Genomic DNA, 14,436 nt, shown 5'->3' with positions numbered 1-14,436 from the left:
CGCCGCACCATAGCCCGTTATTGCGCCGGGCAAAACCTTGCCCTAGATCACAACCATGACGCTGAGAAACATTCTGATCCACCCCGATCCCCGGCTGAAAAAGATCTGCGAACCCGTCGCCGAGATCACGCCCGAGATCGAAACTCTGGCCGCCGATATGCTGGCCACCATGTATGACGCCCCCGGTGTCGGCCTCGCCGCGCCGCAGGTGGGCGCGCTGGTGCGTCTGTATGTCATGGATTGCACCAAGGATCCCGAGGCCGAGCGCGCGCCTTTGGTGATGCTCAACCCCGAGATCACCTGGACCTCGGAAGGGCTGAACACCTACGAAGAGGGCTGCCTCTCGATCCCGGATCAATATGCCGAGGTGACCCGCCCGGCAGAGGTCCGCGTCGCTTGGCTGGGTCTGGACGGCAAAAGCCATGAGCGTGAGTTCGACGGGCTCTGGGCGACCTGCGCCCAGCACGAGATCGACCATTTGGACGGCAAGCTCTTCATCGACTATCTCAGCGCGATGAAGCGTCAGATGATCACCCGCAAGATGGTCAAGCTGAAGCGCGAGACCGCCCGTGGTTGAAGCTGCCGGGCGCGCCCCCACGGATCTGGATACGACGGATTTGAGCGGGCTAGCCGAAACCGGCCAGTTGCGCGAGATCCTGATCCATCCCCATCCGGTCTTGCGGCAAATCGCGGCTCCGGTCGGCGCGATGGAGCCCGGCGCGCTGCGCCAACTGGTCGCCGATATGCTGGCCACGATGTATCACGCCGAGGGTCGCGGTCTGGCCGCGCCCCAGATCGGCGTCGGTCTGCGGCTTTTCGTGATGGATCACGACTGGAAGACCGGAACCTCAGCCCCGCGCGTCCTGATCGACCCCGAAATCACCTTCCTGAGCGGGCTTGAGGTCGAGATGACCGAAGGCTGCCTCTCGATCCCCGACCTGCCCGTTGTCGTCCTGCGTCCCGAGCGGCTTAGCGTCACCGCAACCGATCTGGACGGGCGGCGCGAGAGCCGCGATTTCGCAGGCATCGAGGCGCGCATCATCCAGCACGAGGCCGACCATCTCGACGGGCGGCTGATCGTCGATTTCCTTGAAGACCCTTCAGCGACTAGAGGCTCATGACCACCCGCGCCTTCATCCCCTATACCGACCCGCGTCTGCACAAACCCGCCGAGCCGGTCGAGGCCGTGACCGAGACCATCCGCATGATCTGGGACGATATGGTCGATACGATGGATGCCATGCCGGGCGTCGGCCTTGCCGCGCCGCAGATCGGAATCGCGATACGCCTCGCGGTGGTCGATGCCTCCGAGAAGCGCGGACAAGCCGTGAAAATGGCAAATCCCGAGGTGCTCCACGCCAGCGTGCAGCTGCGCGCCCATGACGAGGCGAGCCCGAACCTGCCCGGCGTCTTTGCCCGGATCGAGCGTCCGCGCGCGGTAACGGTGCGCTTCCTCAACGAGACGGGCGAGATCGAAGAGCGCGATTTCGTCGGGCTTTGGGCGACCTCGGTTCAGCATCAGATCGACCATCTGAACGGCAAGCTTTATGTCGATCATCTCTCGCCCTTGCGGCGCAAGATGCTGGTCGCGAAATCGGCGAAGCTCGCGAAACGCTGACGGATCGGCGAGAGACATGCGCGGCCGCGTCCGGGCGCGCTGTCGGCAGTTAGGTATTTGGATCAGGGCGAAGGGGTCAGGATGCGCGTGATTTTCATGGGAACGCCGGATTTCTCGGTCCCGGCGCTGCGTGCCATTGCCGCCGAACATGAGGTCGTCGCGGTCTATAGCCAGCCGCCGCGCGCTGCCGGGCGCGGGCAGAAGCCGCGCCCCTCTGCGATTCAGCGGGCGGCGGAAGAGCTCGGGCTGCGGGTCATGCATCCCGAAAGGTTGAAATCACCCGAAGATCAGGCCGATTTCGCGGCGTTTCAGGCGAATATTGCGGTGGTCGTGGCTTATGGGCTGATCCTGCCGCAGGTGATTTTGGATGCGCCGAAGCTTGGTTGCCTGAACATCCATGCCTCGCTTTTGCCGCGTTGGCGCGGGGCAGCGCCGATCCATCGCGCGATCCTCTCTGGCGATGCCGAGACCGGGGTTGCGATCATGCAAATGGAGGCGGGGCTCGATACCGGGCCGGTGCTGGCCGAGGCGCGGGTGGCGATTGGTGCCGAAGAGACCACGGCGGATCTGCATGACCGGCTGTCGGATCTGGGCGCGGCGTTGATTGGCGATGTGCTGGGCCGGCTGGCGTCTGGCGAGCGCTGGCAGGCGGTGGCGCAGGCCGAGGCGGGCGTGACCTATGCCGCCAAAATCGACAAGGCCGAGGCTGCGATTGATTGGAGCCGCTCGGCGCAGGAGGTCGATCGCCAGATCCGTGGCCTCTCGCCCTTCCCCGGGGCCTGGACGTTGATTGCGGGCGAGCGGGTGAAGCTTTTGCGCTCGCGGTTGGCGGAGGGTTCGGACGCGGTTCTGGGCGCGCCGGGCACGGTTCTGGACGGGTTCACCATCGCCTGCGGCTCGGGCGCGGTCGAGATCCTTCAGGCGCAGCGCGAGGGCAAGAAGCCGATGGGTGTTGCAGAAATCCTGCGCGGTCTGGATTTGCCCGAACGGCTCGGCTGAGATCGGGAACCATTCCGCGCGTCCTGCGCTTGACCCGAGATATTTCGCTGTCGAAAGGTCTTTTCCATGGAAAATCAAGCATTGCGCGCCTTTGCCGATTACTGGTGGGTGTTGCTGATCCGCGGCATTGCCGCCGTCATCTTCGGCCTGATCGCGCTGTTTTACCCCGGTCTGACCGCCTATGTCCTGCTGCTGACCTTCGGGATTTACGCCCTGGTCGACGGGGTCATGGCGATCATCGTCGGCTTTCGCCGCAAGGGCAGCGATGACCGCTGGTGGAGCTGGCTGATTGATGGGGCGCTCTCGATCATCATCGGTCTGATGGCGATCTTCTGGCCGATCGCGACGGCGCTGGCCATTCTGTTCTGGATCGGCGCCTGGGCAGTGGTTGTCGGCATCCTGCGCCTGATCGCGGCCATCAAGCTGCGACACGAGATCGAGGGCGAATGGGCTCTGGGTCTGAGCGGCATTCTGATGGTGATCTGGGGGGTCTTGCTCTTTGCCATGCCGGTCAGCGGCATTCTCAGCCTGACCTGGCTTTTCGGGATTTTCGCCTTGCTGGCCGGGATCACGATGATCGTGCTGTCGTTCCGCGTGCGCAAGTTCAAGACTGCCTGAGCCTGAGGTTGTACCTGAGCCTGAACGCCCGCGCGGGGTTTATGTCCCGCGCGGCTTGGCCCTGACCGTCGGATCGGCCTCGAGCGGGTCCTCGGGCCAGGGATGGCGCGGGTAGCGCCCACGCATATCGCGGCGGACATCGGCGTAACCGCCCTTCCAAAAGCCCGGCAGATCGGTCGTCACCGCGATGGGCTTGCCTCCGGGCGAGAGCATGGTGATCCGTAGCGGGCGATTGCCGATCATCGGATGGCGGGCCAGACCGAAGAGCTCTTGCAGGCGCAGCTCGATGCTCGGGGTTTCATGGTCGTAATCGACCGGCACCTTGCGCCCAAGCGGGGTCGTGAAATGGGCGGGCGTGGCCTCATCCAGCCGACGCTGACCGTCCCAGCCAATCCGCGCCTTCAGCGCTTCCAGCAAATCGAGGCTGCGCAGATCGCTTTGGGTCCGCGCCTTCCCCAGATAGGGCAGCAGCCAGTCGGGATCGGCGAGCAGGCTCTCGTCGTCAACCGCGCCGAGTTCCGGCATCAAGGCGATGCGGGCGCGCAGACGGGCGGCGGCCGGGCTCCAGCTCAGGCCGGTCTGGCGCAGCCCGTCGAAAGCGGCGCGGGCCAAAGCCTCGGGGCTTGGCGTTTCAAGCGCGCGGTCGGTCAGCACCAGCGCGCCCAGACGTTCCTGAAGCCGCGCCAGCACCCGGCCCTCGCGTTTCGACCATTCCACGCTTTCGACCAGCGCGATCTGATCGGCGAAGAGCGCGCGCAGATCGGCCTCGTCGAGAGCCACGGCCATGCGGATGCGGGCCTCGCGTTGGTCTCCGTCGAGATCAGTGGCGATGATCAGCCGCGCGCGCGCCAGCCCGTCGCCGGGATCGAGAAAGGCGCCCTTGCCGCCCGAGAGGACATAGCGCGGCTCGTCGCCCTTGCGGCGCAGGCCGATGCGGTCGGGATAAGCCAAAGCCGCCATCGCGCCGGGGGGCAGCGCGGCACGCTCTGGCGCGAGGCTGCGCAGGCGCTTGGCCTCGTCGCGGATGCGCTGGATCGTGGCGCGGTTGACCTCATGGGGGTGGCGCGCACCGTAGCCCGAGGGATCGCGGATCGCGGCAAGGCGCAGGCTGAGATCCGAGGGCGCGCCTTTCAACGGATCGCGTTCCGCCAGCAGCGCCGCGAGATCGGCGGCCCCCTTGCCTGCGCGCAAGAGCATATGGCCTAGGCGTGGATGCAGCGGTAGCGCCGCCAAGGCCTTGCCATGCGCGGTAATGCGCAGCCCCGCATCCAGCGCGCCGAGGCCTTGCAACAGCGCGCGCGCCTCGGCCAAGGCGCCTTCGGGCGGCGGGGTCAGGAAAGCGAGATCGCTGCCGTCCGAGCCCCAGGCGGCGAGCTCCAGCGCCAACCCGGCCAGATCGGCCACCGCGATTTCGGGCGGGGCGAAAGCGGGCAGCGCGCCCTCTTCGGCGCGGGCCCAGAGACGATAGCAGATCCCCGGCGCGACCCGACCCGCGCGGCCGCGCCGCTGCTCGGCCTCGGCGCGGCTGACGCGTTCGGTCACCAGCCGCGACATGCCCGAACCGGGATCAAAGCGCGCGCGCCGCGCCCGGCCCGCATCCACGACGACCTTGACGCCCGGCAGCGTCAGCGAGGTTTCCGCGATCGAGGTCGCGAGCACGATGCGCCGCTTGGCCCCCGGCGGCGCCATGGCCGCGCGTTGCGCCTTGAACTCCATCGCGCCGAACAACGGCAGGATCTCGGCAGGCAGATCGCTTAGCGCGGCGGCAACGCGGTGGATCTCGCCCTCGCCCGGCAGAAAGGCCAGAATCGTGCCGCCGGGATCGGCGCGGGTCTCAAGCTCGGCCTCGCGGATCAGGCGCGCGGCCTCGGGCACGATCCGCGCCCCTGCAGGCAGCGGGCGGGCCAGCCAGCGGGTCTCGACCGGGAAGGCGCGCCCTTCCGAGCGGATCACCGGCGCGTCGTCAAGCAAAGCGGCCACCGGCTCGGCATCAAGCGTCGCCGACATGACCAGAAGCGCCAGATCCGGGCGCAGCGCGCCGCGCGCCTCCCAGGCCAGCGCAAGGCCCAGATCGGCGTTGAGGCTGCGCTCGTGGAATTCGTCGAAGATCACGCAGCCGATGCCGTCGAGGCTCGCGTCCGATTGGATCATCCGGGTCAGAATGCCCTCGGTCACGACCTCGATCCGCGCGCCCGCCACGCTTTCGCCGCGAATGCGGTAGCCGACGCTTTGGCCAAGCGCCTCGCCCAATTGCTCGGCCAGCCGCTCGGCGGCGGCGCGGGCGGCAAGGCGGCGGGGTTCGAGCATCAGGATCTTGCCCGTGATCTGCGCCATCAGCGCCAGAGGCACGCGCGTCGTCTTGCCCGCGCCGGGCGGCGCGACCAGCACGGCGCGGCCATGCTGGGCCAGAGCGGCGCAGAGGTCGGGGATCACGGCTTCGATGGGCAGGGACTGTGTCATGAGGGCCTTATCGCAAAGGACAGGCGCGGCGGGAAGCGGAACCCTTTGTGCGGCTCACGAAAGCGTGACATCGTCGCGGCGAACCGACCCCACCACCTGCCAGCCCGAGGCTCTAATGAACGGATTTCTCCTGCTTTTTCTGATACCGCTTGGCGCCGCCGCGCTCGCCTCTGTCTTTCAAGGCGACGATGACGACACGCCCGCGACGCCCGAGCCGGAACCGAGTGCGCCGACCGAGGGCGATGACCAGCTGACCAACCCCGAAGGCAGCTCGGGCTATGTCGATGGGTTGGGCGGCGATGACCGGATCGAGCTGACCGGCGTCGAAGATCACGCGACGGTTTTCACCGGCGACGGCGGCTATTTTTGGAGCCCATCCCATGACCAAGGTGGATCGTGGAACACCGAGTACGGGCCCTATCCGCCGGGCGGAGTCGATGGTCTTTTCGTCGGGCGTGGCGGTACGGGCAATGACACGTTGATCGGTCACGGCGAGGGCCTCGATCTTGGCGGCGATGAGGGCAATGACCTGCTGATCCTGCATCCCGACGGCGCGCCGCAGCATCCATGGCCGCGCGACGCCGTCCTGCGCGGTGGTGCGGGCGATGACACGCTGCGCGCCGAAGGCAATGGCGGCTATCTTCTGGGCGGCGATGGCGATGACGTCATCCATCTGAGCGGGCAGCACTACGACGTCGATGGCGGCGCGGGCGCGGATCGGATAGTCCTGCATGGCGTGACCGATAGCATGATCCATCTCGACCGCGACGACCGGTTGTTCGGCCGGGGCGACGACGACGACGGCAACACCTTCCATCTCGGCACGGGCATGGATTTTCGCGGCAATGCCGGGGCGGACCGGCTTTATGTTGATCCCGGCACGCGGGCGGATGGCGGCGCAGGCAATGATTATCTGCGCACCAACCTGTATCGGACCGATAGCGAAGAGGGCTCGACCCTGTTGGGCGGGGCTGGGAATGACACGCTGATCGGGAATTTCTCGGTCGCGGATGTGGCAATGACCGCGCAGGATCGCTTTGAATGGCATATCGGCTCGACCAATGACCGCCTCGATGGCGGCGATGGCAATGATCTGATCCGCTTCGATCTGGCCGATACGGTCACGGGCGGCGCGGGGGCGGATACGCTCGACGGTTTCGTGCAGGCGGGCCACACCAGCATCGTGACCGACTTCACTGCGGGCGAAGATTGGCTGCGCATCAACTGCCGTCCCGAGGATCTGGGCGCGACCACCGGGCCGGGCACCAATGACCTCGCCCATCTCGGCATCGTCGAGCAGGACGGCACGACCGAGATCCGGCTGGGCGGGGAAACCGTGCTGCGTCTGGAAGGGGCGACCGGCCTGCGCTTTGGTCTCGAGGTCAGCCAATTCCAAGGCGATACCGAGACGTATTACACCGACTTTGCCGGAAATCCGGTGGCGCGGGGCGATCTGGATGTCGTCATCAACCCCTTCGAGCGCTTCATCGCCTGAGGCGCGCTCCCCTGTCTCGTTCGGCGCAGCCCCTAAAACTCTGCCCGCGCCGGACCTATCTGTCCCAAGCCGCGTTTCCTCAGTAAGTTAGCGGCACAGGACAGCGGAGAGGACAGGATGGGCATTGCCGACGATCTGATGCAGGGCCTCGGCCTTTCCGATCCGGTCCTGCGGCTGGGGGTCACGGGGCTCTCGCGTGCGGGCAAGACGGTGTTCATCACCTCGCTCGTCGCCAATCTGCTCGACCGCGGGCGGATGCCGGGGCTGCGCGCGGCCTCGGACGGCGCGATCAAGGCGGCTTGGCTGCAACCCCAGCCCGATGACACCATCCCGCGTTTCGAATTCGAGCGCCATCTCGCCGAGATGACCGGCCCCGATCCGCATTGGCCGGAAGGCACGCGCCATGTCAGCGAGATGCGCCTCTCGCTGCGCGTCCAGCCGCGCGGGCTGATCGCGGGGATGCGGGGCCAGCAGAACCTGCATCTCGACATCATCGACTATCCCGGCGAATGGCTGCTGGATCTGCGCTTGATGGACAAGAGCTTCCCCGAATGGTCAGCCGAGGTGCTCGACCGGATGGAGGGTCGTCCCCGCGCCGAGGATTACTTCGACCTTGTCCGCGCCACCGGCCCGGGCGTGCCCTTCTCCGAGGAGATCGCCCAGAGGCTGACCACCGGCTATACCGATCATCTGCGCGCGGCGCGGGCGGCGGGCTGGTCGGATTGCACCCCGGGGCGCTTCCTCATGCCGGGCGAAATGGTGGGCTCTCCCGCGCTGACCTTTGCGCCCCTGCCCCATGAATTCGCGGAAGGCGCGGTCTATCGCGAATTCGCGCGCCGCTATGCCGCCTATAAGGCGCGGGTGGTGAAGCCCTTCTTTCGCGACCATTTCGCCCGGCTCGACCGGCAGGTGGTGTTGATGGATGTCTTGGGCGCGATCCATGCCGGGCCGCGCGCGGTCGAGGATATGCGCCGCGTCATGGGCGATATCCTCTCGGCCTTCCGGCCTGGGCGCTCGGGCTGGCTCTCGCAGCTTCTGGGCACGCGCCGGGTCGAGCGCATTCTCTTTGCCGCGACCAAGGCCGACCATCTCAACCATGTCCAGCACCCGCGCCTGACGAATATCACCTCGGCCATGCTGCGCGATGCCCGTGACCGCGCCGATTTCGCGGGCGCGCGGACAGAGGCCATGTCGATCGCCTCGCTGCGCTGCACCACCGAAGAGATGATCTCGCAAGCGGGCGAGGAGCTGCCCGCCGTGCGCGGCACGCTGATGGACGGGCGCCAAGCCGCCTTCTATCCCGGCGAGCTGCCACTCAACCCCGCCGAGCTGCTCGCCCCGGCGCGGCAAGGCGCCTCGGAATGGCTGGATGCAGATTATGCGATCATGGATTTCGCGCCTGCCCCCAATACCTTACGCCCGGGCGACGGGCCTCCGCATATCCGGCTGGACCGGGCGGCGGAATTCCTGATTGGCGACCGGATCTGAGGACCGCGCGATGACAGATGACACCCCCAAGCGGCGCGGCCCGGTCCTGATCGAGCATCCCGCCGCCGAGCCCACGCCCCGCCCCGCCACCAGCGCGCCGCATTTGCAGGCCTCCGAGCCCCCGGCAGCCGCAGGCGAGCCCGCTGATCCGGGGGCCGATTACCGCGACACGCGCCACCGCCGCACGCCGCGCCCAACCGAGCCGAGCTTGCCCTCGCCCGCCGACGCGCCCCAGATCGACGATGGCGGCTATAACCATCCTCAGCCCCAGACGATGAAGCTGGTGACGCGGATCATCGGCGGCGGCCCCTCGCGGCTGACGCGGTTTTTCCTCAACACCGGGGTCGCGCTCTTCACCTTCCTCCTTTCGGTCGCGGCGATGCGGTTCATCTCGAACCTGCTCACCACCTATCCGCTGCTCGGCTGGATCGGCACCGCGCTGTTTGCGCTCTTTGCCGTGGCGGCCTTGCTGATGGCTTGGCGCGAATACCGCGCCTGGCACCGCTTTGCCCGCATCGATCAGGTCAACCGCGAGGCGGTCGCGGCGCTCGCCACCGGCGATCTGAAATCGGCGCAAAAGGTGGCAAACCATCTCTCGGCGCTTTACGTCAACCGGCCCGAACTCGCGGGCGGGCGCAAATATCTGGCCGAGCGTCAGGGCGAATCCTTTGATGCCCAGAGCCTGCTTTCGCTGGCCGAGACCCAGCTTCTCGCCGATCTCGACCAGCAGGCCCGGCGCGAGATCGAGGCCGCCGCCCGCACGGTCGCCGCAGCCACCGCGCTGATCCCGCTGGCTTTGGCCGATGTGATCGCGGCGCTGGCGGCCAACCTGCGCATGATCCGCCGCATGGCCGAGATCTATGGCGGGCGCGCCGGCGCGGTCGGGAGTTGGCGTCTGGCGCGCACGGTCATGGCCCATCTGGTTGCCACAGGGGCGGTCGCGGCGGGCGATGATCTGATCCATACCGTCGCCGGCGGCGGGCTGCTGGCCAAGGTCAGCAAGCGCTTTGGCGAGGGCGTGGTGAACGGCGCGCTGACCGCGCGCGTGGGCGTCGCCGCGATGGAGGTCTGCCGTCCCCTGCCCTTCATCCACCAGCCCCGGCCCCGCGTCGGCAATCTGGTTTCGCGCGGGTTGAAGGGGCTTTTCGGCGAGGACGCGCCCGCCCCCACGCGCCCGCGCCGCCCCGACGAATAAGCTCCGCAGCCCCAAGCTGTGGGCGCGGCCCATCGCGCCGCCCCGTGGTCACGAAGAGATGCAAGGGGTGGCGCAAAAGGCCCCTACCCTGCCCGGACCGCTCGGGCTATCACGGCGGGGATATGATCAATTCGCGCCGCTTTTCCCGCATCGTTTTCGCCCTCGCCGCCGTGGCGTTTTTCGGGGGCGGGCTGCGCGATGCCTTTGACGGTTGGGTCGACCGGACCGAGCTGCCGGTGCTCGATGTCGCGGTCGGCACCGAGGTTCTGGCGCGCGACGGCTCGCTCATGCGGGCGTTTCAGGTGGCGGATGGGCGCTGGCGGCTCGCGCCGGGCGCGGTCGATCCCTTGCTCATCAAGATGCTGACCGCCTGGGAGGACCGCCGCTTCGAGGATCATGCCGGGGTCGATCCCATGGCGATCCTGCGCGCCGCCGGGCAGGCGGTGACGCATGGCCGCATCGTCTCGGGCGGCTCGACCCTGACCATGCAGGTCGCGCGCCTGCTGGAAGAGGGCCCGACCGGCGAATGGCAGGGCAAACTGCGCCAGATGCGGCTGGCCTTGGCGCTGGAGCGTCATCTGTCGAAGGCGCAGATCATGGATCTTTACCTGCGCCTCGCCCCCTATGGTGCCAATGTCGAAGGCGTGCGCGCGGCCTCGCTTCTGTGGTTCGGCAAAGAGCCGCGACGGCTGACCCCGGCGCAGGCCGCGCTTCTGGTCGCGCTGCCGCAATCGCCCGAGCGCCGTCGCCCCGACCGCCGCCCCGAGCTGGCCAAGATCGCACGCGACCGGGTGCTGGCGACGGCCGCCGAGGCGGGGGTGATCAGCCAAGGCGATGCCGAGGCTGCGATGGCCGAGCCGGTGCCGACGATCCGGCGTGCCTTCCCCTCGGTCGCGCCGCTGCTGGCCGCGCGGCTGGTGCGCGCCAATCCCGGCGCGCTTCGCATCGAGACGACGATTGATCCGCGCATCCAGCGCCGGGCCGAGGCGCTGATTGCGAAAGCCTCCCGCGCGCAGGGCCAGAAGGTCTCGGCGGCGCTGGTGCTGGCCGATCACCGCAGCGGCGAGATTCTGGCCGAAGTCGGCACCGCCGAATGGACCGCCGGGCAATCGGCGGGCTTCATCGACATGACTCAGGCGGTGCGCTCGCCCGGCTCGACCTTGAAGCCCTTCGTCTATGGGCTGGCCTTTGACGATGGCATTGCCCATCCCGAGACCCTGATCGAAGACCGCCCGACCGCCTTCGGCAGCTGGCAGCCCCAGAACTTCGACAACAAGTTTCGCGGCACGGTCACTCTGCGTCAGGCGCTGATCTGGTCGCTGAACATTCCGGTGGTGAAGCTCGCGCAAGAGGTCGGCCCGGTCCGCATTGCCCAGACGCTTGAACGCGGCGGCATCCATCTGCGGATGCAGGGCGCGACCCCGGGCCTTGCGATCACGCTTGGCGGCGCGGGCGTCACGCTTGAAGAGCTCGCGACCGGCTATGCGGCGCTGGCGCGCGGCGGCACCGGGATCACGCTCTCGGTCCAGCCGGGCCAGTCCCAGCCGATGCTGACGCCGATGTTTGGTCGCGTCGCCGCCTGGCAGGTCACGAATATCATGTCGCAGGGCCTGCCGCCGACCGGCACGCCTTCAGGCCGCGTCGCCTGGAAGACCGGCACCTCTTACGGCAACCGCGATGCGCTGGCGGTGGGCTATAACGGCGGCTATGTCGCGGCGGTCTGGATGGGGCGCCCCGATGGCACGCCGGTGCCGGGTGCCTTTGGCGGCGAATTGGCCGCGCCGGTGCTCTTCGATCTCTTCGACATTCTGCCGGTGATCGCTTTGCCCCCGCCGCCGCCCGAGACGCTCACTGTGCCGAATGCCGCTTTGCCGCTGCCGCTGCGCCGCTTTGCGCAGGCCGGTCAGGCCAGCGCCACCGCCGCGCGGCCCTCGGCGCCCGATGCGCTGCAATTCACCTTCCCGCCGGACGGGGCCGAGCTGGACACGACCGCTGCAATCACCGCCAAGGCGCGGGGCGGACGCGCGCCCTATACGTTCCTTGTCAACGGAGCACCCGCTGCGGTTGCGCAAATGCAACCGAGTGCAAGCATTGCGAATCCGGGGCCGGGTTTTGCACGTCTGACGGTCATTGACGCCGATGGAGCCTCGGCGAGCGCGGCAATCCGGCTTCACTAAGCGATCAAACACGCGTGCAATGTCGCTTTAACCTTTCCTTGAGGGAAAATCGCTACATATTCGGTTCATGTTGCGCATCGACGATCAGATCACCATTCAGGAATGGGAGCTCAGCGAGCAGTTCACCCGGTCTCAGGGACCGGGCGGGCAGAATGTGAACAAGGTCGAGACCGCAGTCGAGCTGCGGTTCGAGGCCGAGCGTTCGCCGCATCTGAGCCCCGCCGTCAAGACCCGCCTGCGCCGTCTGGCCGGGCGGCGCTGGACGCTGGACGGGGCCATCGTGATTCTGGCGCAGGAAACCCGCTCGCAGACCCGCAACCGCGAGCTGGCGCGTGAACGTCTGGCCGAGCTGATCCGCGAGGCGCTGAAAGCCCCGAAACGCCGCATCGCCACCCGCCCGACGCTTGGCAGCCAGCGCCGCCGGCTCGACGGCAAGACGATTCGCGGACAGGTGAAATCCATGCGCGGCCGCATCCCGACCTCGGGGGATCCGGTCGAATGATGGACCAGCTGCGCGAAAAGCTGGGGCGGATGCTGGGGCGGCGGCCCTCCTCGTTGCAGGTGGCGGCGCTTTGCGTCGATCCCGCGACCGGGAAGGTCCTGCTCATCACCTCGCGCGGGACCGGGCGCTGGATCATCCCCAAGGGCTGGCCGATGGAGGGCCGCACGCTTGGCGAAGCGGCGGCGCAGGAAGCCTGGGAAGAGGCCGGAGTTCGCGGCACGCTGAGCCCAGATGAAATCGGCTCGTATCGCTATGACAAGCTGCAAGATCGCGGCTTCGCCATTCCGGTCGAGGTCAAGGTTTTCCGCATTGATGTCGACGCGCTCCGCCGCAAATTCCCCGAGGCCGATCAGCGCAATCGCGACTGGTTCACGCCAGAACATGCTGCGGCGCTCGTCGATGAATCCGGTCTCAAGAAGCTGCTTTTGTCGCTCCCGGTTTTCAGCCCGTCGCGGTAACATCCTGGAATGACGAAAGAGAAACGTGAATTCCGTGTTCTGGACAAGGACCTCGGCCGCGTCACCTACGCGGAACACGCCAGCCTTGTCTCGGTGCGGCCGGTGATCCGGCTGGGGGCGGCTGCGCTGTTCATCGCGGTGGCCGCCGTCATCACATTCGGGGTCTTCGGCAACCATCCCTCGCTTGGGCTGATCGTCGCGGGAGTTGCGGTTGCGGCCTATCTTGCGCTGTCGATCGGCGCGAATGACGTGGCGAACTCGCTTGGCCCCGCCGTGGGCGCGGGCGCGATCGGCATGACCTCCGGCCTGTTGCTGGTCGGGCTGATGCAGATCCTCGGCGCCGTGCTGGCCGGAGCGCCGGTCACGGATCGGCTGGCGGATGGCATCATCCTGCCCGCGCTTGGCCCGGATGGAAATGCCTCGGCCCATATCATGCTGGCCGCGCTTCTGGCGGCGGCGACCTGGATCAGCCTTGCCACCTGGGCCAATGCCCCGGTCAGCACGACCCATTCGATCGTCGGCGCGATCATGGGCGCGGGCATCACGGTCTATGGCTGGCAGTCGGTGCATTGGTCGGGCATGGCGATGATTGCGGCGGGCTGGATCATCTCGCCGGTGGTGTCGGGCGTTCTCGCCGCGCTGCTGCTCGCGCTGTTTCGGGCGGTGATCTACGACCGCGCCGACCGGCTAGAGGCCGCGCGGCTGTGGTTGCCGGGTATTCTCGCGGTCATGGGGCTTTTGTTCGGGCTGATGATCACGCTGCCGCTGCGGCTTGATCTGCCGATTGCCTTGACGATTTCGGGCGCGATTGCGCTGGTGGCGGCAGGCTATGCGCGCCATTCCGTCGCGCGCCAGATCGCGCTGCACACCGGCTCTCGCGTGGCGCTCAAGGTCATTTTGGGCCTGCCGCTGGCCGCAGCCGCGCTGATGATGGGCTTTGCCCATGGCTCGAACGATGCCTCGAATATCGTCGCGCCCTTGACCGCCATTCTCGCGAATGCCGAAGGGCCCGGTGCGCAGGCCGCCAGCTGGACGCCGCTGCTGGCCGGGCTTGGCATCGCCGCCGGCGCCGTGCTCTTCGGGCGCAGGCTGGTCCATATGGTTGGCAGCAGCATCACGCGGCTGAACCCGAACCGCGCGCTTTGCGTCTCGGTCGCGACCGCGATCACGGTGCTGGGCGCCTCCTTGGCCGGGCTGCCAGTCTCGACCACCCATGTCGCGATTGGCGGCGTCTTCGGCGTCGGCTTTTACCGCGAATGGCGCGACCGCCGCTTGGCCAAGCTGCGCGCGCCGCTGCCGCTCGAGGAAAGCCGCCGCCGCAATCTGGTGCGCCGCTCGCATATGCGCACGGTCTTCGGCGCTTGGCTGATCACCGTGCCAGCGGCAGCCGCGCTGGCCGCAGCCCTCGCCTGGGTGATCGGCTAGG

Annotated in this window: 13 protein-coding genes; 12 read left to right on the top strand and 1 reads right to left on the bottom strand. The window is 67.7% G+C overall.

Features of this window, described 5'->3' with window-relative positions:
* Window positions 1-55 precede the first annotated feature (55 nt).
* From def (JCM7686_RS02035) to JCM7686_RS02015, 5 genes are all read left to right on the top strand, one after another.
* The gene (gene def / locus JCM7686_RS02035; RefSeq protein WP_020949200.1) at window positions 56-577 is read left to right on the top strand and encodes a peptide deformylase; all 522 of its coding nucleotides are present in this window, start codon (window positions 56-58) and stop codon (window positions 575-577) included.
* Window positions 570-1,121: a peptide deformylase gene (gene def, locus JCM7686_RS02030; protein ID WP_020949199.1), complete on the top strand. Its 552-nt coding sequence runs from the start codon at window positions 570-572 to the stop codon at window positions 1,119-1,121. The genes def (JCM7686_RS02035) and def (JCM7686_RS02030) overlap by 8 nt, the downstream gene beginning before the upstream one ends.
* Window positions 1,118-1,618 (top strand): peptide deformylase, encoded by a 501-nt coding sequence (gene def, locus JCM7686_RS02025; protein WP_020949198.1) that lies wholly within the window; start codon window positions 1,118-1,120, stop codon window positions 1,616-1,618. Before def (JCM7686_RS02030) ends, def (JCM7686_RS02025) begins: the two co-directional genes overlap by 4 nt.
* A gap of 81 nt (window positions 1,619-1,699) precedes the next feature.
* Entirely contained in the window at window positions 1,700-2,617 is a 918-nt protein-coding gene (fmt, locus tag JCM7686_RS02020; RefSeq protein ID WP_020949197.1) for a methionyl-tRNA formyltransferase, read from the top strand.
* Between the two features lie 66 nt (window positions 2,618-2,683).
* Entirely contained in the window at window positions 2,684-3,235 is a 552-nt protein-coding gene (locus JCM7686_RS02015; protein WP_020949196.1) for an HdeD family acid-resistance protein, read from the top strand.
* A 39-nt stretch (window positions 3,236-3,274) separates the two neighbouring features.
* On the opposite strand, the gene hrpB is transcribed toward JCM7686_RS02015, so the two are convergent.
* Entirely contained in the window at window positions 3,275-5,695 is a 2,421-nt protein-coding gene (gene hrpB / locus JCM7686_RS02010) for an ATP-dependent helicase HrpB (RefSeq protein WP_020949194.1), read from the bottom strand.
* A 115-nt stretch (window positions 5,696-5,810) separates the two neighbouring features.
* Here hrpB and JCM7686_RS02005 point away from each other — a divergent pair, with 115 nt between their 5' ends.
* The 7 genes from JCM7686_RS02005 to JCM7686_RS01975 all read left to right on the top strand — a co-directional run bounded on the left by JCM7686_RS02005 (window position 5,811) and on the right by JCM7686_RS01975 (window position 14,435).
* The gene (locus tag JCM7686_RS02005; protein WP_041527069.1) at window positions 5,811-7,190 is read left to right on the top strand and encodes a calcium-binding protein; all 1,380 of its coding nucleotides are present in this window, start codon (window positions 5,811-5,813) and stop codon (window positions 7,188-7,190) included.
* Between the two features lie 117 nt (window positions 7,191-7,307).
* A complete protein-coding gene (locus tag JCM7686_RS02000; protein WP_020949193.1) occupies window positions 7,308-8,678 on the top strand; it encodes a YcjX family GTP-binding protein in 1,371 nt (456 codons plus the stop codon).
* Between the two features lie 10 nt (window positions 8,679-8,688).
* A complete protein-coding gene (locus JCM7686_RS01995; RefSeq protein WP_020949192.1) occupies window positions 8,689-9,873 on the top strand; it encodes a YcjF family protein in 1,185 nt (394 codons plus the stop codon).
* A gap of 122 nt (window positions 9,874-9,995) precedes the next feature.
* Window positions 9,996-12,050, top strand: a complete 2,055-nt coding sequence (pbpC, locus tag JCM7686_RS01990; RefSeq protein WP_041527068.1) for a penicillin-binding protein 1C — start codon at window positions 9,996-9,998, stop codon at window positions 12,048-12,050.
* A gap of 67 nt (window positions 12,051-12,117) precedes the next feature.
* Window positions 12,118-12,552, top strand: a complete 435-nt coding sequence (gene arfB, locus JCM7686_RS01985) for an alternative ribosome rescue aminoacyl-tRNA hydrolase ArfB (protein WP_020949190.1) — start codon at window positions 12,118-12,120, stop codon at window positions 12,550-12,552.
* A complete protein-coding gene (locus JCM7686_RS01980) occupies window positions 12,549-13,010 on the top strand; it encodes an NUDIX hydrolase (protein WP_148292565.1) in 462 nt (153 codons plus the stop codon). The genes arfB and JCM7686_RS01980 overlap by 4 nt, the downstream gene beginning before the upstream one ends.
* Before the next feature lie 9 nt (window positions 13,011-13,019).
* Window positions 13,020-14,435: an inorganic phosphate transporter gene (locus JCM7686_RS01975; RefSeq protein WP_020949188.1), complete on the top strand. Its 1,416-nt coding sequence runs from the start codon at window positions 13,020-13,022 to the stop codon at window positions 14,433-14,435.
* Window position 14,436: the final 1 nt, after the last annotated feature.

The sequence above is a fragment of the Paracoccus aminophilus JCM 7686 genome (assembly GCF_000444995.1).
GTDB lineage: Bacteria > Pseudomonadota > Alphaproteobacteria > Rhodobacterales > Rhodobacteraceae > Paracoccus > Paracoccus aminophilus.
Note: the sequence above shows the minus strand (reverse complement) of the source record. Positions and strands in the feature narration are given on the sequence as shown.

Coding starts and splice junctions, on each gene's coding strand:
- def (WP_020949200.1), top strand. CDS start 56: ATGACGCTGAGAAACATTCTGATCCACCCCGATCCCCGGCTGAAAAAG.
- def (WP_020949198.1), top strand. CDS start 1,118: ATGACCACCCGCGCCTTCATCCCCTATACCGACCCGCGTCTGCACAAA.
- fmt (WP_020949197.1), top strand. CDS start 1,700: ATGCGCGTGATTTTCATGGGAACGCCGGATTTCTCGGTCCCGGCGCTG.
- JCM7686_RS02015 (WP_020949196.1), top strand. CDS start 2,684: ATGGAAAATCAAGCATTGCGCGCCTTTGCCGATTACTGGTGGGTGTTG.
- hrpB (WP_020949194.1), bottom strand. CDS start 5,695: ATGACACAGTCCCTGCCCATCGAAGCCGTGATCCCCGACCTCTGCGCC.
- JCM7686_RS02005 (WP_041527069.1), top strand. CDS start 5,811: ATGAACGGATTTCTCCTGCTTTTTCTGATACCGCTTGGCGCCGCCGCG.
- JCM7686_RS02000 (WP_020949193.1), top strand. CDS start 7,308: ATGGGCATTGCCGACGATCTGATGCAGGGCCTCGGCCTTTCCGATCCG.
- JCM7686_RS01995 (WP_020949192.1), top strand. CDS start 8,689: ATGACAGATGACACCCCCAAGCGGCGCGGCCCGGTCCTGATCGAGCAT.
- pbpC (WP_041527068.1), top strand. CDS start 9,996: ATGATCAATTCGCGCCGCTTTTCCCGCATCGTTTTCGCCCTCGCCGCC.
- arfB (WP_020949190.1), top strand. CDS start 12,118: ATGTTGCGCATCGACGATCAGATCACCATTCAGGAATGGGAGCTCAGC.
- JCM7686_RS01980 (WP_148292565.1), top strand. CDS start 12,549: ATGATGGACCAGCTGCGCGAAAAGCTGGGGCGGATGCTGGGGCGGCGG.
- JCM7686_RS01975 (WP_020949188.1), top strand. CDS start 13,020: ATGACGAAAGAGAAACGTGAATTCCGTGTTCTGGACAAGGACCTCGGC.